Source organism: Micromonospora sp. NPDC047738 (genome assembly GCF_040642675.1).
Taxonomy (GTDB): Bacteria; Actinomycetota; Actinomycetes; order Mycobacteriales; family Micromonosporaceae; genus Micromonospora.
Genome location: NZ_JBEYSO010000006.1, coordinates 235396 through 258709 on the forward strand (window position 1 = coordinate 235396; position 23314 = coordinate 258709).

Consider the following 23314-nt stretch of genomic DNA (forward strand, 5'->3'; position numbering starts at 1 on the left):
CGGTGATGTTTCACCCCTTGGTTAGGAGCACGATGAAACGACGAACAGGTGTGGTTGCCGCGGCGTCGGCCGTGGTGATCGCCGCGGCGCTGATTGCGCCTGCGGCCGCGGCCGCCGCCCCGAGCAGCCCGACTGGCTCCGAGAGTGCTGGCGCGAGCAAGCTCGAACCCGCTGATCCCGACGGGCCACAGGGTCCGGGTCGGTCGCCTCTTGCTGGGCTCGACGACCGGGCCGGGCGCGACAACCCGGATTCGATCTACAGGGCGGGGAAGACCGACGGGTTCCAGCCGCTGACCGACGATTCGCTGTCGGATACTGCGGCCGAGAAGCTCGGCAACGCCGACACCAGGCTGCTGCAGCAGGCGCAGGCGTCGAAGAAGAAGTCTGTCACGGTGTTGATGCTGGCCCGGAAGGGCGCGACCGAGGACGTCGTCGCCGCGGTGAAGAAGGCCGGCGGGACCGTCGGGTCGGTGACCGGAAAGGTCGGCTACGTCCGGGCGACCGTCCCGACCGGCCGCGTGACCACCTTGGCCGGCCTTCGGTCGGTCGCGGCGATCGACCTGGACCGGACGTACAAGATCCCGGGCCCGGATCTGGGCGCCGCGGGTGCGAGGACGGCGGCAACGAAGGCCGCGGGGCCGACCGCGCCCGGCGCGAACACGCCCGCCGACAACCCGTACCTGCCGATCAACGAGACCGGCGCCGAGGCCTTCGTCAAGGACAACCCGGCCTGGGACGGACGCGGCACGGTCGTCGGCGTGCTGGACACCGGCGTCGACGTCGAGCATCCCGCGCTACAGACGACCAGCGACGGCAAGCCCAAGATTGTCGATTGGGTAACCGAGACCGATCCGGTCACCGACCGCGACGGCAGCTGGGTGCGGATGTCCACCACCAAGACGGGTCCGAAGTTCAGCTACCTGGGCAAGACCTGGACGATCCCGGAGGGCACGTTCCAATTCGGCGTGTTCTACGAGGGCGCGACGGCCGGGAGCGACTTCGAGGGCGACCTCAACCGGGACGGCGACACCCTGGACTTCCACGGGGTTCTGTACGACCCGACCACCCACAGGATCTGGGTCGACGGCAACAACAACCAGGACCTCACCGACGAGGCACCGATGGCCCCGTTCGCGGTCGATCGCCAGGTCGGCCACTTCGGCAGTGACGACGCCGCAACACTGCAGAACGAGCGCATCCCGTTCGTCGTCGAGTACCGCGACAACGTCGATCTCTCCCCGCTCGGCGGCAGCAACGTCGGCAAGACCGCGAACTACGTGTCAATCGGGTTGCCGGTCGCCTCGCACGCCACCCATGTGGCGGGGATCATCGCCGGCACGTCGATGTTCGGCGGCCAGATGCACGGCGCCGCACCGGGCGCGCAGATCGTGTCCGCCCGCGCCTGCACGTGGGGCGGTGGCTGCACCCAGGCGGCACTGACCGAGGGCATGATCGACCTGGTCACCAATCGGCATGTCGACGTCGTCAACCTGTCCATCGGTGGGCTTCCCGCGTTGAACGACGGCTCCGACGTGATCGCCGCGCTCTACGACGAGCTGATCGACAGCTACGGCGTGCAGATCATCATCGCCGCCGGCAACGACGGCCTCGGCACCAACACCGTCAGCTCGCCGTCCGTGGCGGGCAAGGCCATCTCGGTCGCCGCGTCCGTCAGCTCCGGCACCTGGTGGGCCGACTACGGGTCGAAGGTCGCCACCAAGCAGGGCATCTTCGGCTTCTCCTCCCGCGGCCCCGCTGAGAACGGCGCGTTGGCGCCGCAGGTGTCCGCGCCCGGCGCCGCCATCTCCTCGATCCCGATGTGGCTGTCCGGTGAAGCCGTCCCCGAGGCCGGGTATTCGCTGCCGGCCGGGTACGGCATGGCCAACGGCACCTCCATGGCGGCCCCGCAGGTCGCCGGAGCGGCGGCACTGCTGCTATCGGCCGCCAAGGCCCGTTCGCTGACGGTCAGCTCGGCGGCGCTGAAGACCGCCCTGACCGGCACCGCCGACCCGATCCCCGACGTCCCGACCGCCGCGCAGGGCGCCGGCATCATCGACACCGTCGCGGCCTGGAAGCAGCTCAGCGCTGGCATCAGCACCAATGAGCTCACTGTGTCGGCTCCCGTTTGTAGTTCGCTGTCCGGCCTGCTCGCGACTCCGAACACCGGCGTCGGCATCTACAACCGTTGTCTGCCAACCGAAGGCGGCCAGGTGACCGGTGCGCAGAAGACCTACAAGGTCAGCGTCACCCGGACCAGCGGTGCCGCCGGCAGCGTCGTGCACCGGATCGGTTGGATCGGCAACGACGGCACGTTCAGCGCCCGCGCGGCAATGCCCCTGCAGCTCGGAAAGGCAGCCGATATCACGGTCACCGCGACCGCGACGACCTCCGGCGTGCATAGCGCGATCCTGACCATTGATGACCCGGCGACGGGCGGCATCGACCAGTTCGTCGCCGTCACCGTGCTGGCGACCAAGCCGCTGGCCAAACCCGACTACGCGGTCACCAGTTCCGGCACGCTCGGCCGAACCGGAACCACCTCGCTGCTGGTGCCCGTCCCCGAGGGCGTCGAAGCATTGCAGCTGACCCTGGGCGGGCTCGCCGACGGCAGCCAGGTCCGCGCATTGCCGATCGACCCCGACGGCATGCCCGCGGACTCCAACGCCAGTTACCACTGCTACAGCAACTACACCGACCCGGCGAACTGCAACGCCACCGCACGACCGGTGTACCGACCCAAACCCGGCGTCTGGGAGTTCGTGATCGAGTCTCGCAGGACGTCTCCGGTCGAACAGAACCCGTACACAGCAACGGTTTCGCTGCAGGGCATGTCGTTCGATCCGGGGACCGTCACAGTCGACAAGGTGACGATGAACTCGCCGACGAATGTCGGCTCGACGGGGACGAACACCTTTGGCCCCGCGATCGCCCACGTCGCAACTGGCGAGATCGGCGATGTCCGCAACTTGTTCTCGACGGTCTCGCAAGGCGAAATCACGTCCAACATGCTCTATGTTCCGCGTCAGACGACCCGGCTCGACGTGACGCTGACGCCCAGAGGCGCTGCCGATCTGGACTTCTATGTGTATTTCAACGGCAGGCCGGTAGGCCAGAGCACCACGACCGGGGACTCGCCCGAGCACATCGTCATCGATGATCCACAACCGGGTACGTACTTCATCGTGGTCGCGGGAGTCACCGTGCCCGCAGACAAAGTCACGTTCGACTACCACCAAGAGATGTACTCGAAGGGCCTCGGCACGATCACGCCGAAATCCGACGCGAAGTACACGGTTGCCACGGGCCAGTCGATGCCGGTCGACGGGGCAGTGATCGTCAGCGCTCGGCAGTTGACCAAGGATCCCATGGTCGGCCGGGTCCGAGTGGCCAACGAGTACGGCACGATCATCGGGGCGGCGGACGTCACGATCGCCACTGTCGATGTCCCCAAACTCGATCTGGTCGCGTGGGCCCCGCCATTCGTCGGCGCGGCTCTCAATGAAAGCGGCGTAGTCGCGGGAGATCGCCAGTACAACGCCAGGATGACGCCGACCATCTGGACGGCCGCCGACGGGTTCACCAACCTGGATCTCGCCGGGGGCAGGTACGGAGCAGCTCTGGACCTGAATGACGGCCAGATCGCCGTCGGTGTCGCGACAGACAGTGCATTGCATTATCTTCCCGCCCAATGGGCCAAGGACGGATCGCTCACCGTGCTCGGCGTCCCGGACTGGCGGCCCTATTCCAGCGGCTACGCGACCGCCGTGAACAACAAGGCGGTGGTCACCGGATTCTCCGAAGCAATCGTCAAAGAGGCTGACGGCAAGAACCACAGCTACAGCGACGGGTTCGTGCGGACGCCGGATGGGACGTTCAGCAAGCTGGCCCACCTGTCCTCGGATCCGACGGGAACCCAGCCGCGCGCCATCAACGATGCCGGAATGATCGTCGGTGCCTCGCGCACCGGTGACCATGCGTCGCACGCGGTCGCCTGGGATGCGACGTCAGGTGCTATTCAGGATCTCGGCACGCTTCCGGGACAGTATTCGGCCCAGGCGAACGATGTGAACGCCTCCGGGACCATCGTGGGGACCAGCGGCGACGACGCGTTCGCGTGGACCAAGGCCGGCGGAATGCGGCGCCTTGCCGACTACGGATACAACGCGACGGGCGAGAAAGTCACCGACGACGGGTGGATCCTCGGAACTGTCGAACTCTTCCCGGACGTCGCGGTGTCGGCGATGTGGGACCCGCAGGGACGGCTCTGGGATCTGTCCGGCATGGTGCCGCTCTCTGCCGGTGACCGATTCACGCCGACCTACAGCTTCGACATCAACGATCACCACCAGCTGATGGTCTACGGCGAGGGCGGCCCGAACGCCGCCTGGTCCAGCTCGGTGATGCTGAGCATCCCGGCAGGTCTGCGCAACTAGACCCCGGCGGCACCTCGTCCCGTCGAGCCACCGCAGTCGGTGGCTCGACGGGACGAAGGCGTTCAAAGCCAGCCCCGGTCCCGCGCGTGCCAGCCAAGCAACACCCGGGAATCGGCGCCGGCCAGATCCATCAACCGGCGGACCCTGCGCTGCATGGTCCGCAGGCCGATCCCCAGTCGGGCAGCGACCGCAGCATCGGTGTACCCGGCCAGCAACAGCATCAGGACCTCCCGGTCCGCCGGGTCGGCGAGATCCTTCGGCGATGCCAAGTTCGGATCGACCCTACGGCCGAGGGCCTCCCGCAGTTGCATGGCCGACCGCCACAGGCTCTCGAAGCTGAACACCAGACAGTCCAGCAGCCCCCCGGCGCGCACCACCGCGACCTCCGAGTGCGCGTGCCCACCCTCGTCGAGCTGCACGATCGCAATCGAATCGTCGACGATCAGCAGCTTCGCCGGTAACGACTGCACCATGCGGATCTCCTGTCCCCGATCCAGGGAGGCGAACAGGTCCTTCTCCGCGGCGGGCTCATCCAGCACGGTCCGCTCGATGATGATCCGCTCCCGCAGACCACGGCCCGCGACCTCGCGCTCGGTGTCAGTTTCGGAGATCCCGAAAACCGCGAACGGTGGTTTCGCGAACATCCGCATCTGCTCCTTGGCGGACAGCAACAGGCCATTGAGCCAGCTGCCGATCTCGCTGCGACCCCGAACGATCTCGATGCCGTTCGACAGCTGCACCTCGCGCGCCCTCCGGTACTCCTCCGCGAGTTCGTCGACTGCCGTTCGGGCGGCCCTGACCTGCTGCTCGCGCTGCGCGACCATCCCCTCGAGCGCCAGCGACGGCGGCACCGCCGAGACTCCTCCGCCGTCGGCCAGGTCGACCAGGCCCACCTGCCGCAACGCACCGATCGCCGTTTCGATGTCCTCGACCGAGATCCCCAGCAGGCCGGCGAGATCCGGCCCGAGCGCCGGTCCGCCGGAGACCAACGCCCGATAGACCCGCTCGGCCGTCGCGTCGACATCGACCCCGATGAGTGAGCCTAGCGGGGAGGGGCGACTGGGGTCGGCCATGGCGCGAACTATACGTCCGTTACCGAACCGCTGCGTCTCCCAGGACCATTCGCTGTGTTCCCATCTTGCGGCGTCGAGCACAAACCGGAGGATCGCGGAGTCACTGGGCCGATATCGGCGCCTACGGCGTCGGGCCGTGCCGAGGGCTTCCCAACCTCCCTCGCCCGTTCGCCGGGCCAGCCCACGGTCGCAGCGAGCTGAGCGCGCTACGCGGCGCCAGCCTCGCCGCCTTTCGGCGCGGCGACCCGTACGCCGGCACGACCCATCTGGTCGTCGAGTTGCTGGCCGATCCCGCCGGCCCGGCAGCTCGGCTGCTGCGTCTGATCGACGTCGACCCGGAGAAGGTACGTGCCGACGCCCAGCGTCGCCTGCCCGCGTTCGCCTGACCGGCGTCACAACCGCGAGGCTTGTGCTGCCCTGGCCGTGCTTCCATCCATAGGAGGCGGCTTCACCCGCCGTAGAGCCAGTCGATGTGCTTGTAGTCGTTCGGCGCCCGGTCGCGGAACAGTTCGTTGCGCAGCAGCCGGGCCACCCCGTCGACGTGCCAGATGTCCCCCCACACCCGGGCCGTGGTCTGCACCCGGGCCGTGCGCTCCGTGCGTACCGTCTGGTACGCGCGCAGGGCCCCGTCCCAGTCCAGGCCGCCCGCCGCCTCGGTCTTGGCGGCCTCGGTGGCGAGTGTGTGCGCGTCCTCGATGGCCTGGCAGGCGCCCTGGGCCAGGTACTGCAGCATCGGGTGGGCGGCGTCGCCGGTCAGCGCCAGCCGCCCGTCCACCCACGTCGGGATAGGGGAACGGTCGTACATCGGCCACTTCCGGGTGCGCCACAGCGATCGCAGCCCCCGGCGCACATCCGGGCACATGCCCGAGAACGCCGACTCCAGCTCGTCCGGGTTGCCCCAGTCCTCCTCGCCTCGGTCGTAGGCGGCGGACTTGAACACCGCGACCGTGTTGAACATGTCGCCGCCGCGCAGCGCGTACTGGACCAGGTGGCAGCCCGGGCCCAGGTACACGACGACGTCTTGCAGAGCGTCCTGGTCCAGCTCGACGTCGATCTCGGAGAGGGGGAACGCCCCTCGGTAGGCGACGTAGCCGGATGCGATGGGCTGGTCGTCGCTGAGCTTGCCGCGCAGCGTGGAGCGGAGGCCGTCGGCCGCCAGCGCGAGGTCGGTGGTGAACTCGCCGGCCCCGCTGACCACGACCGCGGCGTCCGCGGAGGTGATCACGTCGTCGACCCGGGTGTTGGGCAGCAGTTCGACGCCCACCCGTCGGCAGGCCTGCATGAGGATGTCCAGCAGGTCACTGCGGTGGATCACCACGTACGGGGCGCCGTAGCGCTCGATGAAGTCCGCGCCCAGGTCGAGGTGGGTGAGCTCCGCGCCGTCGACGGCGTCCCGGAAGACCAGCCGCCGCGGCACGACGCCCCGCTCGAGTACGGCGTCGAGCAGCCCCCATTGGCGCAGGATGCGGGTGGCGTTCGGGGCCATCTGCAGCCCGGCCCCGACCTCGGCGAACTCCGCCGCGCGTTCCAGCACGCGGACGGTGTGGCCGGCGGTGGCGAGGGCGTACGCGTTGGCCAGGCCGCCGATTCCGCCGCCGACGATGGTGATGGTTGAGCTCATGGTCGTCCTCCTCGTCACAGCCAGGGGCCGAGGGTCGGTGCCTGGGTCGTTCGGCCGGTCAGCCACGCGGCGAGCGGTGTGGCCTCGCCGCCGGCGGCGCGCTTGCGGACGGCGTCGACGGCGAGGGCGGCGGTGAAGCCGGCCGGCAGGTCGTCGAAGCCGATCCCGGCGTTCAGGTCGACGGCGTGGATGGCGACCTCGCGGGCGCGCATCCACGGGATCTCGCTGGCCGGCACGGTGCGGCCTTGGGCGGTCACCACCTCGTGGGTGAGGGCCTGCGCGGAGAGCGCGTCGAACTCCTCGGCCAGGGCCCGCGCCGACCGCCGTACCAGGGTGCGGAGCTCGCCGGCGGGCAGCCGGGTGCCGGCCTCGATCTCCTCGGTGCGCTGCTGCGGGCTCGCATACATCCGGCGTTCCTCGCCGGTGGCCGCCCAGTGCACCAGCCTTCGCAGCGCTTCGGCGTTGTAGTGCACGTGGGCGATCACATGGCGGCGGCTCCAGCCGGGCAGGTCGGTCGCCTTGTCGAGCTCGTGGTCGCTGAGCAGGTCGAGGGCGGTGAGGAACAGCTTGGTTCCCTGTTCCATCCAGTCGCGGGTCGTCATGATGCCCGGGCCACGTTGGTCAGCCGGCCGATGCCCTGGATCTCGGTGACGAGGATGGTGCCGTCGGCGAGGTAGCGCGGGGGCTTGCGGGCGTGGCCGACGCCGCCGGGGGTGCCGGTGGCGATGACGTCGCCGGGCCGGAGCGTCATGATCGTCGAGGCGTACCGGACCAGCGCGACCGGGTCGAACACCAGGTCGGAGGTGTCTGCCTTCTGCACCGTCTCGCCGTCGACGGCGGCGGTCAGGGTCAGCGCCGGCCGGACGCCGCCGGGCAGTTCGTCGGGCGTGACCAGGACCGGTCCGAGCGGCGTGGTGGCCTCGAACGTCTTGCCCTGCAGCCACTCCTTGGTGCGGAACTGCCAGTCCCGCATGGTCACGTCGTTGCAGACGGTGAACCCGGCGATCGCGTCGGCCGCCGCCTGCTCGTCGGCGCGGCGTACGGTCCGGCCGATCACCACGGCGAGCTCGGCCTCCCAGTCGACGGCGGTGGACTCGGGTGCGAGGTCGATGTCGTCGTTGGCGCCGATGAGCGCCTCGGCGAACTTGGCGAACAGCGTCGGGTACTCGGGCAGCTCTCGGCCCATCTCCAGGATGTGGTTGCGGTAGTTGAGGCCGACGCACAGCACCTTGCCGGGGCGGGGCACGACCGGCGCGAACTCGACCCCGCCGGCCGGGTACGTCGCACCGCTGCTCGTCGCCGCCAGCGCCGGCCAGTCCGGCTGGGCCAGCAGCGCTCCGACGTCGATGAAGCCGAGGTCGACGTACCCCTCCTCGGTCACGCGGGCTGCGCGGGTGCCCTCGGCGGTGCGGATGGTGGCGAGCTTCACTGGATGGTCCCTTCCCGGTTGTCGATCTGGACGCGGTCCTGGTGGAGCCGCTCGAAGACAGGCGTGTCGCTGAACCGGAAAAGGTCCAGTCCGCCGTCGGTGGTGATGGTCAGCGGCTGCCAGGACGGCACCACGAACAGGTCACCGCGCTCGACCGTCCAGGAGGTCGCCCCGACGGTCACCTCACCGGTGCCCTGGAAGACCTGGTAGACCGAGGAGCCGACCTCGCGGCGGGTCGCGGTCCCGGTGTCGGGGGCGAGGCGGTGGAACTCGGTACGGATGGTCGGCATGATGTCGCCGCCGGTCGTCGGGTTGGTGTAGCGGACCGCGGCGTGCCCGGGCTCGACGGTGGCCGAGGAGCCCTCGGCCTCCAGCGCGAGCTGCTCGCTCAGCGCCCGGTCGGTGTACTCCCACCGGTAGGCCAGCAGCGGGGTGGCTGGGGTCGGCTGCAGCTGGGTGAGCGGACGCAGTCCCGGGTGCGCCCACAGCCGTTCCGAGTACGAGCGCTCCGGCGCGTCCCGGGTTTCGACCTCGTCCGGGCCGAACTCGAAGAAGGTCGAGTCCGCGTAGTACTGCAACGGGATGTCCAGCCCGTCGATCCAGGCCATGGGCCGGTCGGTGCGGTTGTGGTGGCCGTGCCAGTGCCACCCCGCCTGCGGGAGGAAGTCACCGCGCCGCATCGCGACCGGGTCACCGTTGACCACGGTCCACACGCCTTCGCCCTCGACCACGAACCGGAACGCGTTCTGGGTGTGCCGGTGCACCGGCGCGTCCTCACCGGGGTTGAGGTACTGGATTGCCGCCCACAGGGTCGGGGTGGCGAACGGCCGCCCGCCGAGGCCCGGGTTGGCCAGGGCGATGGCCCGCCGCTCGCCACCCCGGCCGACCGGGACCAGCTCACCGGCCTGCGCCGCCAGGGGGAGCAGGCTGTTCCAGCGCCAGCAGTACGGCTGCGCGTGGGAGTGCGGGTGGGCGGGCATCAGGTCGCCGATCTCGGTCCAGAGCGGGACGAGGAGTTCCTTCTCGAACCCGCGGTACAGCTCCGCCAGTTCGGGGGTGCGGACCGGCTGGCCTGGGTCGTCGGTGGCGGTGATGGTGATCGGCGATTCGCTCATGCCGTCGCTCCTTCCGGCTCAAGGTCGGTTGCGGGGGTGTGCGCGTGGTGCATCCGGCGCGGGAAGGCGAACAGCAGTACGCCCGCGACGGCGGCGGCCAGCGCGAAGGCCAGGAAGTTCGAGTCGACGCCCAGCCCGGCCGCGAGCAGCCAGCCGCCGACCTGGGGTGCCGCCACGGCGCCGATCCGGCCGAAGCCGAGCGAGAAGCCGAGGGCCGAGCCGCGCAGCCGGGCCGGGTAGTGGTTGGCGACCGCGGCGATGATCAGGCACTGCGTGCCGTGCGTGCCGACGCCCGCGAGCACTAGCGCCAGGTACCCGACGCCGGACGACGGGTGGCTGAGCAGCACGCCGAGGCCGATGGCGGCCACGGCCGCCGCGAACGCCGCGGCCTTTACCGGGCCGATCCGGGCCCCGGCGTACGCGGTGACGAGCGAGCCGAGCACCGCGCCGAGGTTGAGGGCGAGCAGGAAGGTCAGCGCGCCGCCGAGGTCGAAGCCGCTCTCCCGCATGAGCTGGGGCAGCCAGGTGGCCAGGCCGTACCAGGCGAACAGGGTCGCCACCGTGGCCAGCGAGAACAGCACGGTGCTGACGCTGAACGGTGGGCGCAGCAGTGAGCGCAGCGGCTGCCGCGTCTGCGCGGCGGGCCCCTCGTGCTGGGGCTCGATCCCGAACTGGGCCTCGAGCGCCGCCGCCTCGTCAGTGCGGCCGCGGGTGCGCAGCCAGATCGGCGACTCCGGCAGGAACCGGACGGCGAGGGCCACGACGACCAGCCCGCCCAGCAGTGCGATCACGAACATCGCCCGCCAGCCGAACGACGGCAGGACCTGCATACCGACCAGCGACGCCGCCACCCCGCCGATCGGAATGCCGGACATCATCAGGGTCGACACCATCGACCGGTTACGAACCCGCACGTACTCCGCGGTGAGCGCGTTGGCGCTGGGCACGAGCCCGCCCAGACCGAGCCCGGCGACGAGCCGGAGCAGACCGAAGACCTCCGGGTTGGGGGCCACGGCGCACAGCGCGGTGAAGACAGAGAACCAGGCGGTGCACGCGATGATCGTCGTGCGGCGGCCGAGTCGGTCAGCCAGGGCCCCGGCGAAGACCGCACCGACGAGCATCCCGGCGAAGGCGAGGCTGCCGAGCAGGCCCGCCCCCGCCTTGGTGAGATGCCAGCCCGGCTCCTGCAACAGGCGGGGGAGAACCGTGCCGTAGACGATGAGGTCGTATCCGTCGAAGACGACGATGACCCAGCAGAGGGCGGTCACGAGCGCCGCCGACCTGCGGGTTTGGGGGACGGTGGTGGTGGGGGTCATACCCACCGATCGTCGGCCTCTTCTGTGAGGCGGGATACAGTTTTCTGCTGTGAAGAATAAGCCGGTCTACGCCATCGACTCGGTCGATCACGCGCTGCACCTGGCCCAGGTCCTGCAGCAGGAAGGGACGCTCCGGGTCACCGACGCCGCGGAACGGCTCGGCGTCTCCGTGTCGACCGCCCACCGGCTGCTCGCGATGCTGGTCTACCGAGACTTCGCCGCCCAGCGGCCGGACCGCACCTACACCGCCGGGCCCGTGCTCCGCCCCGCGCAGCGATCTGAGGCCCCGGTCGCGCTGCTACGTCGGGTCTCCACGCCTCACCTGAACGCCCTCGTCGACCGGGTGCAGGAATCGGCGAACCTCATGATCCTGGCCGGAATGGAGGTGCGCTTCATCGCCACCGTCGAGTGCGCGCGGATCCTCCGGGTCGGCGAGCGGGCCGGTCGGGTTCTCCCCGCGCACCTGGCCTCCGGCGGCAAGGCGATCCTCGCCGCGCTCCCGCCGAACCACGTCCGGGCGCTGTACGAGGACGTGGACGGGATCGACCTACCCAAGCTGCGCCGCGAGCTGACCTTGGTCCGCAAGCGCGGTTTCGCGATCAACGATCAACTGACCGAGGCCGGGTTGACGGCACTCGGCGTGGCGGTGCGGGGCCCCTCCGGAGCGCCCGAGGCGGCGATCTCCCTCGCCATCCCCACCGCGCGGTTCGACCGTCACCAGCTACCGACCTGGGTCGCTGCCATGACGGCCGCCGCGACGCGGATCGAAAGCGACCTCACCGGGCGATCCTGAGCCGCTCCGGCGACCTCGCAGTGTGCGACGAGCCGGGCACGCCAAGCAATCCTCATACCGGCAGTCGCGCTGCTCGCCCTCTCCTCGGCGGTGAGAATCTTCACGCTCGCGGCCTGCGCCAATGGCGCTTCTACGTCGCCGCGATTCGATCTCCATCGACGATTGGGCTGGGCCCACCGGCGGCGAAAAGCCTTTCGCTAGAAGGGAATTGACGGGAAGGCGGCGTTGCTGACGACTGGGACGCATCCCCGTTGGCCAGTCACGGTCGTCATTGGCTGGGTTCAGGAGGCGGGCACCGCTGCGTCCTATGCTGGTCAAGGGGTACACGTCTGACTATTCCGGCGGACTCCGCGAACCGCAGCAGAACGCTGGTAGCACCCAAGAGCAATTCGGGGGATGACACAACCATGACCGGTCCTGCCACACGGTCCTGGGATGGCATCACCATCCCGGCCGCCGGCACCTATCTCCTCGATCAGGCGCACAAGCGGATCGGCTTCCTGGCCCGGCACATGATGGTAAGTCCCGTACGCGGTGAGTTCGGCGCGGCGACCGCCCGGATCGACGTGACCGAGGACCCGTTGGCATCCTCGGTGACCGCAACCATCCAGACGGCGACCGTCAACACGGGCAACCCCGACCGGGACGCACACCTGAGCAGCCCTGACTTCCTCGACGTGGAGAGGTACCCCACGCTGGAGTACCGCAGCACAGGGATCAAGTGGCACGGAAACAACGACCCGATCTTCTACTGGGCTCGCCTGCGGAGTAATCGACTGGGCCGCCGGAGCGAAGCCAGCCACATCCCACCGGAGCCCACAACCGGACGGTTCGTGCTCACCGGAGAGCTGACCGTCAAGGGGATCACCCGGCCGGTCGACCTCCAAGTGGAGTTCGGCGGCGCTCGCCGCGACCCTTACGGGCAGGACATCTTCGGGTTCAGCGCGACAGCGGAGATCGACCGCGAGGATTACGGGCTGGTGTGGAACGTACTTCTCGACAGCGGGGGCGTCCTCGTTGGCAAGAACGTGCGGATCGAAATCGCCGGCGAGGCGATCCGCCAGCCCTGACCGACTCCGGGCCGACCCACCGTGCAGCGGTCGGCGTAGCGGTGCGGCAGACAGTCCAGCCATCGGCCTATAGCAGCTTGACTGCCCCGCGTCCCTTGGCGGTCCATTGTGGCGCTTCGATGATATTGCGCACGTATTGATGAGAGCAGGTTCCCGCAGCAGCGACGCCTACACGATCCGATTCACCGGATACACCTCGGGCGGACACTGCGGCGTGCTCGCCTTCGACACCGAGGTGCACTTCCCGGGCGCCGGCAAGCCGACCCCGGAGCAGCGGGTGACCGTACCCGGCTGACGCGGAGGTACCACTACCCGCGAGCTGTGAGGTGCTGGGATCAACACGGGGGCCAGCTCTGGGCTGCCAGACCGGCGCGGTGTGCACGACGGCGGCCGCACGGGCGTAGGGTCGGTGCCGTGGTAAGGGCGGGGCGCCGATACCGCTATGTCGGCCCGGCGGACGTGCGGGCGTCGGTCGCCGACGCGCCCGAGGGCTGGCCCGTCCAATCACCGGCCGATCTCCACACATATTTGGCAGCCGCAGATCCCCGCGACCGTGACGAGCCGTTCACGTACGTCATCGACACTGGCGGTACGTTGCGCCTCGCACCGAGACGCAGCGAGCACGTCGCCTGCGCCGACGGTGGGGAGGTCCTCGGCGCGGGGGAGATCGCCTTCGCCGACGAGCGCGACGGCTGGGTCGTGACCGAGGTGAGCAACCAGTCCACCGGCTACTGCCCCAATCCCACCTCATGGGCGGCAGTGGCGGACGCCCTCGATCGGGCGGGTATCGGCCGTCCCGAAGCCTTCACCGTCGCCGTCGTTTTCCGGCGCTGCCTCGACTGCGGCGAGCACAACCTCGTCCACGACGACGACTACATCTGCGTGCTGTGTGGTGCGGAGCTGCCGGAGGATGTGGAACCTCGGCTGACTGCCCAGCCCTCAATCGACCAGCGTTCGCCTTGACGACCGAGCCCCTGAAGCGCCTCGACATGGAGGAACAGTGGCTCCTTCGCCGAGTGGGCGGCGCCAGGGCGCAGTGCGCCGATCTTCGTCGCACCTCGGCGGGCGAGGCCGCCGCCAGCGGCTTGATCAGGGTGCCTGCGATGTAGGGCCGGCGAGGCAGCGGGCCGATTCACCACCTTGGTGGGCGGGCCTGCTGGGCGTCGATGGCCATACGGTGCGGCGCTCGGAGCAGAGGCCGGTCGCAGGTTGTCAACCGTGGCGCGCTGGTCAGGGGACGGGCCATCGGGCCCACGGCCGAGACGCTCCGCGCGACAGGGCCCGCAGTTGTGCGCTGGCGATCCGCGGTGCTGGGGACACTGCCGAGCCCGGTGGTCGGCCGGTGCGGCGATGCCGCCTCGCGGGCGCGCGCGTGTTTGGTTATGGATGGTTAAGGACGGTTCGTCGGACGTGTGCGTCCGGTCGTTCGGACGTGTACGTCCGGCCGTTTGGACGTGTGCGTCCGGCCGGTGGATAACCGAGGGGACGTGGACGTCCTCCCGGTTATCCACAGGTTCGTGCCGGTTATCCACAGGTTCGTGGACGTCGGTGGGGCGGCCGGGGTGCGGTTCGGCGTACGGGTCGAGGCTTGCGGGAAGCGGGCGGCGGCGGTGCGTCGCGAGGTCCCAGACGACGGGCCGGCGGTCCGCGGGCAGGAACGCTGTGTGGCGTTGGTCGCCGCGGCGGATGAGGCCGAGGCGTTCCAGCTCGTCCAGGTCGCGGCGTACGGATCGCACGGTCTTGCGGGCGTAGTGGGCGAGGCGTTCCTGGGAGGGGAAGGCGGCGCGACCGGCGGCGTCGGCGTGATTGGCCAGGCCGATGAGGACGGCGAGGCACTGTGGTGGGACATCCGGGGCGTGGTTGAGCGCCCAGGAGACAGCTTCAATGCTCATAGCGGGGCGGAATCTCCGATGTTCGTCGGTGGTCGCACCATCCGCCGATGGCAGGCGGAGGCAGGACGGACACGATCGACGCTCACCTCTGCTCAAAGGTCAAGTCATCGGCGCCGGGAGGGCGCGGCAGCGCTTGGGTTTTCCCGTCCTCCGAGCGCACCGCCGCGCCGTCTGGTCCGCGAGGTCTGCTCCTCTGGCCGGCCTAGGTGGGCCGGCCAGAGGAGCAGCGGGTGCGCTGGGTGGTAGTAGTCGCCGTCGGCGATTGACTCATCGCCGGGGCGGTCGGGGCGTAAATGGGGTGCGGGGCTCGTGGCCTGACCTCGCCGAAGATAAGGGCGTCGGGCGGCCACTGCTCGGGGGTGTGTGGGAGGTCGGCCAGGGCGAGGCGGTGGGTTGCGCCGATCGGTTGCCACACCGGGTCGACCGGGTGGCCCTATTCGAGGTTGCTGGCGAGGACGGTGAGGTGCCGCAGGTTGAGGCGGTCGAGATGCCAGCGCAGTTGCTGTTCCCGTCGCGGGTCGGCGGCGTGGAACAGCAATTCGTCAGACCGGTGTGTTCGGCCAGCGGTGAGTAGCGATGAATGCGGTCGGCGAGGGCATAGCCGGCACCGTGCTTGCCGCCGAGGGGCGCGGATCGGAGCGCGGTGGGCGCCCGGGTCTGTGCATGCTGGGACGAGCGGGCGAGCAGCTGGCCTAGCCTTTCGGTGGCTCGGACCGGCGGTATGGGGCGAAGGGACGGCCGAACGCGTCGGGCTGATGGTCGGGATGTTGCAGGTATGGCAGCGCAACGGCGAGGTCGGCCAGGGTAAGGAGGCCGTGGTGGCCGTGGAGCCACCACAGCGGCCCCGCAGGGCCGACGCCGGCACGGGTGGCGTGGTCGCGGCTCGCGGTGGCCACGGGCGCCCACTGGGTCTGCTCGGCAAGACGCTGGTGCAGGTGGTGGGCTCGGTCGGCGGAGTGCAGCCAGAAGAGCACCGGCCAACGGGGGCCTCCGTAGCGGACCATCCGGTGGTAGCCGTCGAGTTTGCGGACGAGTTCGGTCAGTGGTTCGCTGCCGGTGTCGTACTCGAGGAAGAACGGCACCTGCAGGTCCGCGGCGTGCCAGATGCCGTGGCCGTCCGGGCGGATCGGGGCAGGGCCAGTCTGTAGCTCGATGCTGGAGCCGGGGCTGGCGAAGACACCGACGTCCCCGCACCGCGATTCCGACCACCACCGTCGCAGGTCGTGGTCGGGGTGGGTGCGGGCGTAGCCGGCGAGGTCGGTAAAGAACTGGTTGACGCCTATCCGGTGTTGCAGCACGCGAGCGACGGTCCAACGGCGGCGTCGGGCCTTGGTCTGGCTCGGCCGTGGTGGTGGCTGGTCGCGGTGTACGGCGATGATCTCGGCGCCGAGCTGATCGAGGACGTAGTGGTACGGGTAGGAGCCGCCGTCGGTCTTGAGGGGGCGGAACCGGTCGACGACGCCGACGTCGCCCAGCCGGCGCAGCCGGCGTTGGGCGAAGTCCAGCGACGGGAACAGGGCGTGGGCGATCTGCGGCGTGGTCAGCACGCCGTGGTCGGCCAGCCAGCCGAGCAGGACGTGGTCGCGGGCGGTCAGCGTGGATTGGGCACGAAGCACCTGGTCGGACATGGTCTGTGTCTCCTGCTGGGGGGTGAGGGAGAGACCGGAAGGTCTCTCTGAGCTGGGACGAATTCGGTCACCGGCGGCGTGTGCTGCGGTGACAGGAGTGCTCGGGGTCCGTTCTGGGGTCAGCTTCAAGGGCGACCCAGCAACGGGGGCCGACACCGACGCCAACACGGACCCCGGCACGTGTCACCAGACCGCTCGACCTACCACCGGCCGGGAAAGCCGGCGCGCGTCGCTGGCCCCGGGACAGACAGACGCCCCAGGCGCAACGGCCGTGTACGGGTTCCGGCGTCCGCCGACCCGCTGCGGGCACCGCATCTCCCGGCTACCGTGCGGCGGGTGAGCCCAGCCGTGTTGCTGGCATACGCACGACTGCTGCGGCTTGGAGGGTGGCCCGCCTCCGCCCGGGCGACGCGCCCGACCGCTGCGGCCACACGCCCCTGAACCGACACGGCGGGCGACCATCGCTTCCGGCACCCCCAGCGTGCTCCCCTCTACAAACCGTCGTTTGTGTGCTCTGGCGAACGCCCGTCGAACTCACAAGCACTCACACCGACCCGCCGCACCGTGCGGGTCAACGCCCAGTGGGATCTCCCATCGGCGGCCTGAGCAGGGCTGTGAGGACGATGGGACGCAGTACCAGGCCAGCCAACGAGGCATCTCGCAAGGGACTGGCGCCCCTCACTCACATCGAACCCCGCGGCGCTCACACCCACCCACAGCGGCTCACAGGGACTCACAGCAGCTCACGCGCCCACAGCCTGATATGCGGCAGCGAGGGGGATACGGCAGCGGCTCCCGGACAAGCGACGGACGACAGCTACTGCGACGACATCGGCACGCTCGCTGGACCCAGCTCCGCCCGCCGTAGCATCGCGTCGGCACCCGTGGCTTTCGTCAGGCAGCATCCCGCGGCGTAGCGGCAGAAACCCCCGCTGCAGCAACGGCCCGGGACGCGCCATGTCACGGCGAAACGCCAACGAAGTCTGTCAATGACATCGAGTGATGGCAGGGCGGCGCCGGCCACGGCCACGACGTCACCGCCCGGACAAGGCCACCTGCCGCGTGTCCGGACACACCCATGACCACAACCGATGCCCAGCGAAGACCGCCAAATGACATAGAGGTGCGTGGACATGGTCAAGGCGGCCACGCCGCCAGTGTCCACGACATGGCTCGCCGATGTCCGCGACAGCCGTCGACATAGTCTGGCCGATGTCCGAGGCACTGGCCATGTCATCGACGCCGATGATTGACATGGCGTGCCCCGGCAGAGCCGCTGAGCAGGGCTGTGACAGCCACGCCGACACGTGTCACGTGCACCAGAGGCCGTACCGGCGGCCACGTGGACACGCCCCCGGCGCTGGCAGCGGCCACCGCTAGCGTGACACCGGCCTCGGTCATGCGGCACGCACGTCAACGCCCGGCGGCCACGGCCATCTCCGCTCCGCCGTCGACGTGTCCCAGGATGCCGCCATGGCGTCCATCCATCGACGGGAGACTCACGCGCGGGCCGCCACTGGTCACGAATCGAGTGGCAGACAGGGTATCCGCCGGCGCGGTGGCATGTCCGCGGCGACGGCACCTCCGGCACGAAGCGTGGCATCGCACCGCCATCCCACCGACACTTGTCACTGTCGCTGCGGCCGTCGGCACCGCTGTGCTGACTCGGCTGTCCAGTGCCGGCCGCCGGCGCCTACTCCGGCGACCAGACCCGACCCAGCAGCTCCGTGAGTCGCTGTGAGCAGCTGTGACTGGCTGTGAGCGGGGCAGGCGTTCGCCAGAGCACACAAACGCGGGTTTAAGAGTGCCGGCCCCGATTCCACGTTGTAACGAGAGTTGACGAGGCGGCAGTCCCAAAGACCGGTGCGAGATCAGGCCGTTGGCGGCGGACACCCCGCCTCGATGGCGGCGTCGATCATGTCGGCTCGCCCTGCTCGGTCGCGCTGTCGGTGGCGTCCCGGCCCAGCAGCGCGGAGAGTCTTCCCCTGGACCTCGATCACCTTGCGGGCCTTGTCCAGCTCGGCGCGTAGCCGCTCGTTCTCCGCCCGTAGCCGGGCGGCCTCACGCAGGTCGGTCTTCGGCCGACCAGCGGGCTTGGCCCTAGCCTCACGCGCCCGCGGCACGCTGGTGCTTCCACGCTGCCGTCAGCCACGTGTACAGGCGTTCGCGCCGCAGCAACCCGCCAGCCAAGATCCCGGGTCGTTGGCGTCTCGGGGTCCGGTCATTGGCGCTTTCACCAGGCGATTTAGAGGGCTGGCGCCTCTGAAATTTTAGTGTAATGTCAGCTCCCACCCGAGGTGGTCCTGATCCAGGTACGCCTCGTAGCGCGTCACCAATCGCGCCTTCCGGGCGGGCCGGCCCAGCCGGCACCGCGGTCTCTGTCGATGCGAAGGACAACAGTGTGGATGCCGTCACGAGTGCGCCGTCTCCGGTCAACGAGCCGACCCTGAGCTATGCCCCCGGTAGCCCCGAACGGGACGCGCTGGAGCGGGAGCTGGAGCGGCAGGAGAGCCGAGAGGTGGACCTGACCGCCACGATCGGCGGCCGCAAGCGAATGGGCGGGGGAGCGGACGTCGCGGTGGTGCAGCCGCACGACCATCGCCACGTACTCGGGGTGCTGCGCAACTCCACGCGCGACGATGCCGAGGCCGCGATCATGGCGGCGCGGGAAGCGGCACCCGGCTGGCGGGACATGTCTCTCGACGATCGCGCGGCGATCCTGCTCAAGGCGGCCGACCTGCTGGCCGGGCCATGGCGTCAACGCCTCAACGCCGCCACGATGCTAGGCCAGTCGAAGACCGCCGTCCAAGCTGAAATCGACTCCGCGTGTGAGCTGGTCGACTTCTGGCGGTTCAACGCCCACTATGCCAAGCAGATCGTGGCCGAGCAGCCGGTGGCGAACGCCCGTGGGGTGTGGAACCGCACCGATCACCGCCCCCTGGAAGGGTTCGTCTACGCGATCACCCCGTTCAACTTCACCGCGATCGCGGGTAACCTGCCGACCGCCCCGGCGTTGATGGGCAACACGGTGATCTGGAAACCGGCTCCAACCCAGCAGTACGCCGCCCACCTGATCATGGAGCTGCTGGAGGAGGCCGGGCTGCCACCCGGGGTGATCAATATGCTGCCCGGCGACGGAGTCGACGTCTCTGCGTCCGTACTCACCAGTCCCGACCTGGCCGGCATCCACTTCACCGGCTCCACCGCGACGTTCCAACACCTGTGGTCGACGGTGGGAGCGAATCTCAGGAACTACCGCTCGTACCCACGGGTCGTCGGCGAGACCGGCGGGAAGGGGTTCGTCGTCGCACACGGGTCGGCCGACCCCGACGTGTTGCGGGTGGCACTGCTGCGGGGGGCGTTCGAGTACCAGGGGCAGAAGTGCTCCGCCGCCTCCCGCGCGTACGTGGCCCGGTCGGTCTGGGACAAGGTGCGCGAGGAGTTCCTCGCCGACGTGGAAGCGATCACGATGGGCGACGTCACCGATTTCTCCCATTTCATGGGCGCGGTGATCGACGCTCGGGCGTTCGCCCGGCACCGCGACGCGATCAACCGGGCCACCCGGACGAACCACCTCACGGTGCTCGCTGGCGGTCAGGTCGACGACTCGGTCGGCTATTTCGTTCGTCCGACCGTTGTGGAGAGCAGCGATCCGACCGACGAGATGTTCCGCACCGAGTACTTCGGGCCGATCCTTGCCGTGCACGTCTTCGACGACGGGAACTTCGAAGACGCTGTCGGCCAGTTGGAGTCCTTCGCGCCGTACGGCCTGACCGGAGCGGTCGTCGCCCGTGACCGGACGGCGATCGCCTGGGCGAGCCAGCGGCTGCGGTTCGCTGCGGGGAACTTCTACGTCAACGACAAACCGACCGGTGCGGTCGTCGGGCAGCAGCCGTTCGGTGGGTCCCGCGCCTCCGGCACCAACGACAAGGCGGGCGCCGCGTCCAACCTCTCCCGCTGGGTCTCGCCCCGGTCGATCAAGGAAACCTTCGACCCGCCCCGCGATCACCGCTACCCCCACATGCGGCCTCGCTGATCCTAGGCCCGCCACGAGCGCCTGTGACCAGCCAAAATTCGACCCTCGGCCCTCTGTACGGGCCTGCTCTCCAGGTGTAGCCTCACTCACACTTCACTAACATTTCACTGACATATTCACTGTTTCTGATTGAGCCAATGACCATCGACACGGAGGTGTCAGATGACCAGGTCCCTCCGATCCCTCGGCGTCGCCGCAGCCATCAGCGGGATGCTCGCCCTCGCCGCGTGTGGCACGGGCACCTCGTCCGGCAACGCGGGGTCATCCCCGTTCGGCGACTGCGAGGTGACGAAGAACCCCACCGTCCACGCGATGAAGACCATGACCGAGGGAACTCTCACCGTCGCCGCCTCCCTGCCCTACCCGGCGGGCTACCGGGGCAACACCCTCGAGTCGGTGGACGGCGGCTACATGTACTGCCTCGACGCCGAGATCGCCAACCGCGCCGGACTGCGCAAGATCAAGCTCGTGAATGCCTCGTTCGAGGCCCTCGTCACCGCCAAGACCTCGAACTTCGACTTCGCGGTCTGGGACATCTACGACACCCCTGAGCGACGTAAGGCGGTTGACTTCTCCACGCCCTACAACACCTACCGCACCGGCGTCCTCGTCAAGACCGGCTCGAACCTGACCAAGGAGAGCATCAAGACCGCCACCGTCGGCGTGCTGGCCGGTTCTGTCCAGCTCAAGTACGTCAACGAGACCCTCAAGCCCAAGGAGGTGCGGGTCTTCTCCTCGAACGACGACCTCTTCAACGCGGTCCTGGCCGGGCAGATCGACGCCGCACTCAACGACACCGCCACCGTCATGCCCCGGGCGGCCAGCTCCGGCGGGAAGCTCGAAGTCATCGGACAGTACCCGGCCGGCGGCGACGTCGCGGCGCTGTTCCCCAAGGGCTCGCAGAACGTCACCGTGGTCAACGAGATCCTCGCCGACATGGAGAAGGACGGCACCCTCGCCGCCATCATGAACAAGTGGCTGAACCCGATCCTCGGCGGCGACCCTAACAAGCTGGCCGACTGGAGTGCCTGACCATGAAGGTGCAGGCACCCGAAGGACGTGAGGCCCCGCCGACACCGTCCGACATCAGCTTCACTCCGACCCGCCCACTGCCGACGACCGCCTACCTCACCGCAGCAGCCATCCTCGCCCTACTGGCCGCGACGCTCTGCTACCAACTCGCCGCCATCCTCGTCACCGGATCCGCCACCCGGCTCCTGCTCGGTGCCGTGCTTCCGATCGCCGCGCTCGGCTGGCCCCTGTCGCTGGCCTACCGACGTAGCCGCCAGTCCCAGCAGGACTGGGCCGCCCGCCGGTACGTCGAGGCCCGCACGGGGGCAGCCAGCTCCCGCAACGCCGCCATCACCTCGCTCGGACTCAGCGGCTGCGTGGCCATCGTGGCCGTACTCGCCCTGATGGTCTTCACCAACGACGGGGCGGTGCAGAAGACCTTCTTCAACGGCGAGTACATGACGCGCAGCTTCTTCGACATCCTGCGCGCACTCTGGATCAACGTGCAGATCGCGCTCGGCGCCCAGGTCCTCGCCATGGTCTTCGGGCTCGTGCTCGCCATCGGCAGGCAGCTCCCCGGCCGGGGCTTCCGCCCGGTCAGGGCCCTGTCCATCGCCTACATCGACGTGTTCCGCGGCATTCCGTCCGTCGTCCTGATCTACCTCGTCTGCTACGGGCTCCCGCTCACCGAGGTGCCGTTCCTCAGCGGCGGCTTCCTGATCGTCTACGCGATCGTGGCGCTGGCCATGACCTACAGCGCCTACAACGCGGAGCTGTACCGGGCCGGGATCGAGTCGATCAACCCGGGTCAGAGCTCAGCCGCCCTGTCCATGGGGCTCACCCAGACAGACGTCATGCGATTCGTCATCCTGCCGCAGATGGCCCGCAACATCGCCGCACCGATGCTCAGCACCTTCATCGGCCTGCAGAAGGACACCGCGCTGGTGATCGTCGTCGGCATCATCGACGCGTTCAGCCAGGCCAAGATCTACTCGGCGAACGACTTCAACCTCTCCGCGGTGACCGCCGTCTGCATCGTCTTCGTCCTCATCACCATCCCGCAGACCCGGTTCGTCGACTACCTGCTCGCCCGCAGCGGCGCCAGGAAGACAGGGGTGTGAGCCATGTCGACAGCGTTCATCGAGTTCGACACGGTGACCAAGCGGTACGGCGACCTCACCGTGCTGGACAAGGTCGACCTCACCGTCGACCGACACGAAGTGGTGACCCTGATCGGCGCCTCCGGCTCCGGAAAGTCGACACTGCTGCGCTGCGTCAACGGGCTGGAGAACATCCAGGGCGGGCAGATCCTCCTCAACGGCGACGTCGTATCCGGCGAGGGCGTCGACCTCGTCGCCCTTCGCCGTCGCGTCGGGATCGTCTTCCAGAGCTACAACCTGTTCCCGCACATGACCGTGCTGCGCAACTGCACCCTCACCCCGGTCCGCGCCGGCGTGGCGACCAGGGCCGAGGCCGAAAGCAACGCCCGGGTCATGCTCGAACGCGTCGGCCTCAAGGACAAGGCCGACGCCTACCCCGACCAACTCTCCGGCGGGCAGCAGCAACGCGTCGCCATCGCCCGGGCAATGCTCATGCGTCCGCAGGCCCTGCTGCTGGACGAGATCACCTCGGCCCTCGATCCCGAGCTCGTGATCGAGGTCCTGAACCTGGTCCGGGAACTCGCCTCCGACGGCATCACCATGATGATGACGACCCACGAGATGCCCTTCGCCCGCGAGATCTCGTCGAAGGTCTGCTTCCTGCACCAGGGCACGATCCTCGAGCAGGGCCCGCCCGAGCAGATCTTCGACTCACCCTCCACCCCCGAGCTCCGCTCCTTCCTCCGGAAGATCCACGAAGCCGGCCGGGACTAGCGCCACCCCTCCCTGAGAACGGA

General features: G+C 69.1%; 18 protein-coding genes. 10 read left to right on the forward strand and 8 right to left on the reverse strand.

Annotation, left to right across the window (positions count from 1 at the left end):
- Positions 1-32 precede the first annotated feature (32 nt).
- Entirely contained in the window at positions 33-4433 is a 4401-nt protein-coding gene (locus ABZ783_RS13095) for a S8 family serine peptidase (protein ID WP_357436985.1), read from the forward strand.
- A gap of 62 nt (positions 4434-4495) precedes the next feature.
- Here ABZ783_RS13095 and ABZ783_RS13100 read toward each other — a convergent pair whose 3' ends face one another.
- Positions 4496-5506: a hypothetical protein gene (locus tag ABZ783_RS13100; protein WP_357436988.1), complete on the reverse strand. Its 1011-nt coding sequence runs from the start codon at positions 5504-5506 to the stop codon at positions 4496-4498.
- On the opposite strand from ABZ783_RS13100, the gene ABZ783_RS13105 reads away from it, so the two are divergent.
- Positions 5470-5892, forward strand: coding sequence for a Clp protease N-terminal domain-containing protein (locus ABZ783_RS13105; RefSeq protein WP_357436991.1), 423 nt, complete (start codon positions 5470-5472; stop codon positions 5890-5892). The genes ABZ783_RS13100 and ABZ783_RS13105 overlap by 37 nt on opposite strands.
- Before the next feature lie 62 nt (positions 5893-5954).
- Here the strand turns inward: ABZ783_RS13105 and ABZ783_RS13110 are convergent, their stop codons facing one another.
- From ABZ783_RS13110 to ABZ783_RS13130, 5 genes are read right to left on the reverse strand one after another with little or no spacing between them, the layout of a single operon-like run.
- Positions 5955-7127 carry an FAD-dependent monooxygenase gene (locus tag ABZ783_RS13110; protein ID WP_357436994.1) on the reverse strand — a complete coding sequence of 391 codons (1173 nt, stop codon included), beginning with the start codon at positions 7125-7127 and terminating at the stop codon, positions 5955-5957.
- 14 nt (positions 7128-7141) lie between these two features.
- Positions 7142-7729: a maleylpyruvate isomerase family mycothiol-dependent enzyme gene (locus ABZ783_RS13115; RefSeq protein WP_357436997.1), complete on the reverse strand. Its 588-nt coding sequence runs from the start codon at positions 7727-7729 to the stop codon at positions 7142-7144.
- A complete protein-coding gene (locus tag ABZ783_RS13120; RefSeq protein WP_357437000.1) occupies positions 7726-8556 on the reverse strand; it encodes a fumarylacetoacetate hydrolase family protein in 831 nt (276 codons plus the stop codon). Before ABZ783_RS13120 ends, ABZ783_RS13115 begins: the two co-directional genes overlap by 4 nt.
- The gene (locus ABZ783_RS13125) at positions 8553-9671 is read right to left on the reverse strand and encodes a cupin domain-containing protein (RefSeq protein ID WP_357437002.1); all 1119 of its coding nucleotides are present in this window, start codon (positions 9669-9671) and stop codon (positions 8553-8555) included. Before ABZ783_RS13125 ends, ABZ783_RS13120 begins: the two co-directional genes overlap by 4 nt.
- Positions 9668-10987: an aromatic acid/H+ symport family MFS transporter gene (locus tag ABZ783_RS13130; protein ID WP_357437004.1), complete on the reverse strand. Its 1320-nt coding sequence runs from the start codon at positions 10985-10987 to the stop codon at positions 9668-9670. The genes ABZ783_RS13125 and ABZ783_RS13130 overlap by 4 nt, the downstream gene beginning before the upstream one ends.
- A 49-nt stretch (positions 10988-11036) precedes the next feature.
- Between ABZ783_RS13130 and ABZ783_RS13135 the strand changes: the two genes are divergently transcribed.
- The 4 genes from ABZ783_RS13135 (at position 11037) to ABZ783_RS13150 (ending at position 13813) form a co-directional block, all read left to right on the forward strand.
- Entirely contained in the window at positions 11037-11780 is a 744-nt protein-coding gene (locus tag ABZ783_RS13135) for an IclR family transcriptional regulator (protein WP_357437006.1), read from the forward strand.
- Positions 11781-12187: 407 nt separating this feature from the next.
- Positions 12188-12850: a YceI family protein gene (locus ABZ783_RS13140; protein WP_357437009.1), complete on the forward strand. Its 663-nt coding sequence runs from the start codon at positions 12188-12190 to the stop codon at positions 12848-12850.
- A 139-nt stretch (positions 12851-12989) separates the two neighbouring features.
- Complete coding sequence (locus ABZ783_RS13145) at positions 12990-13145, forward strand: hypothetical protein (RefSeq protein ID WP_357437012.1); 156 nt, start codon at positions 12990-12992, stop codon at positions 13143-13145.
- A 164-nt stretch (positions 13146-13309) separates the two neighbouring features.
- Positions 13310-13813: a hypothetical protein gene (locus ABZ783_RS13150; RefSeq protein WP_357437015.1), complete on the forward strand. Its 504-nt coding sequence runs from the start codon at positions 13310-13312 to the stop codon at positions 13811-13813.
- On the opposite strand, the gene ABZ783_RS13155 is transcribed toward ABZ783_RS13150, so the two are convergent.
- Positions 13723-14742, reverse strand: a complete 1020-nt coding sequence (locus ABZ783_RS13155; RefSeq protein WP_357437018.1) for a helix-turn-helix domain-containing protein — start codon at positions 14740-14742, stop codon at positions 13723-13725. The two genes, ABZ783_RS13150 and ABZ783_RS13155, sit on opposite strands and share 91 nt — an antisense overlap.
- 692 nt (positions 14743-15434) lie before the next feature.
- Positions 15435-16370, reverse strand: coding sequence for a replication-relaxation family protein (locus ABZ783_RS13160; RefSeq protein ID WP_357437020.1), 936 nt, complete (start codon positions 16368-16370; stop codon positions 15435-15437).
- A gap of 2401 nt (positions 16371-18771) precedes the next feature.
- Here ABZ783_RS13160 and pruA point away from each other — a divergent pair.
- From pruA to ABZ783_RS13180, 4 genes are all read left to right on the forward strand, one after another.
- Positions 18772-20406: an L-glutamate gamma-semialdehyde dehydrogenase gene (gene pruA, locus ABZ783_RS13165; RefSeq protein ID WP_357437022.1), complete on the forward strand. Its 1635-nt coding sequence runs from the start codon at positions 18772-18774 to the stop codon at positions 20404-20406.
- Positions 20407-20568: 162 nt separating this feature from the next.
- Positions 20569-21438, forward strand: coding sequence for an ABC transporter substrate-binding protein (locus tag ABZ783_RS13170; protein ID WP_357437024.1), 870 nt, complete (start codon positions 20569-20571; stop codon positions 21436-21438).
- Positions 21439-21440: 2 nt separating this feature from the next.
- Positions 21441-22538 (forward strand): amino acid ABC transporter permease, encoded by a 1098-nt coding sequence (locus tag ABZ783_RS13175; RefSeq protein ID WP_357437026.1) that lies wholly within the window; start codon positions 21441-21443, stop codon positions 22536-22538.
- Between the two features lie 3 nt (positions 22539-22541).
- Positions 22542-23291, forward strand: a complete 750-nt coding sequence (locus tag ABZ783_RS13180) for an amino acid ABC transporter ATP-binding protein (RefSeq protein WP_357437029.1) — start codon at positions 22542-22544, stop codon at positions 23289-23291.
- The last annotated feature ends 23 nt before the right edge of the window (positions 23292-23314 follow it).

Bases quoted from the DNA above. Each gene is read 5' to 3' on its own strand.
- ABZ783_RS13095 (WP_357436985.1), top strand. From the start codon at position 33: ATGAAACGACGAACAGGTGTGGTTGCCGCGGCGTCGGCCGTGGTGATC.
- ABZ783_RS13100 (WP_357436988.1), bottom strand. From the start codon at position 5,506: ATGGCCGACCCCAGTCGCCCCTCCCCGCTAGGCTCACTCATCGGGGTC.
- ABZ783_RS13110 (WP_357436994.1), bottom strand. From the start codon at position 7,127: ATGAGCTCAACCATCACCATCGTCGGCGGCGGAATCGGCGGCCTGGCC.
- ABZ783_RS13115 (WP_357436997.1), bottom strand. From the start codon at position 7,729: ATGACGACCCGCGACTGGATGGAACAGGGAACCAAGCTGTTCCTCACC.
- ABZ783_RS13125 (WP_357437002.1), bottom strand. From the start codon at position 9,671: ATGAGCGAATCGCCGATCACCATCACCGCCACCGACGACCCAGGCCAG.
- ABZ783_RS13130 (WP_357437004.1), bottom strand. From the start codon at position 10,987: ATGACCCCCACCACCACCGTCCCCCAAACCCGCAGGTCGGCGGCGCTC.
- ABZ783_RS13140 (WP_357437009.1), top strand. From the start codon at position 12,188: ATGACCGGTCCTGCCACACGGTCCTGGGATGGCATCACCATCCCGGCC.
- ABZ783_RS13145 (WP_357437012.1), top strand. From the start codon at position 12,990: ATGAGAGCAGGTTCCCGCAGCAGCGACGCCTACACGATCCGATTCACC.
- ABZ783_RS13155 (WP_357437018.1), bottom strand. From the start codon at position 14,742: ATGAGCATTGAAGCTGTCTCCTGGGCGCTCAACCACGCCCCGGATGTC.
- ABZ783_RS13160 (WP_357437020.1), bottom strand. From the start codon at position 16,370: ATGTCCGACCAGGTGCTTCGTGCCCAATCCACGCTGACCGCCCGCGAC.
- ABZ783_RS13170 (WP_357437024.1), top strand. From the start codon at position 20,569: ATGACCAGGTCCCTCCGATCCCTCGGCGTCGCCGCAGCCATCAGCGGG.
- ABZ783_RS13175 (WP_357437026.1), top strand. From the start codon at position 21,441: ATGAAGGTGCAGGCACCCGAAGGACGTGAGGCCCCGCCGACACCGTCC.
- ABZ783_RS13180 (WP_357437029.1), top strand. From the start codon at position 22,542: ATGTCGACAGCGTTCATCGAGTTCGACACGGTGACCAAGCGGTACGGC.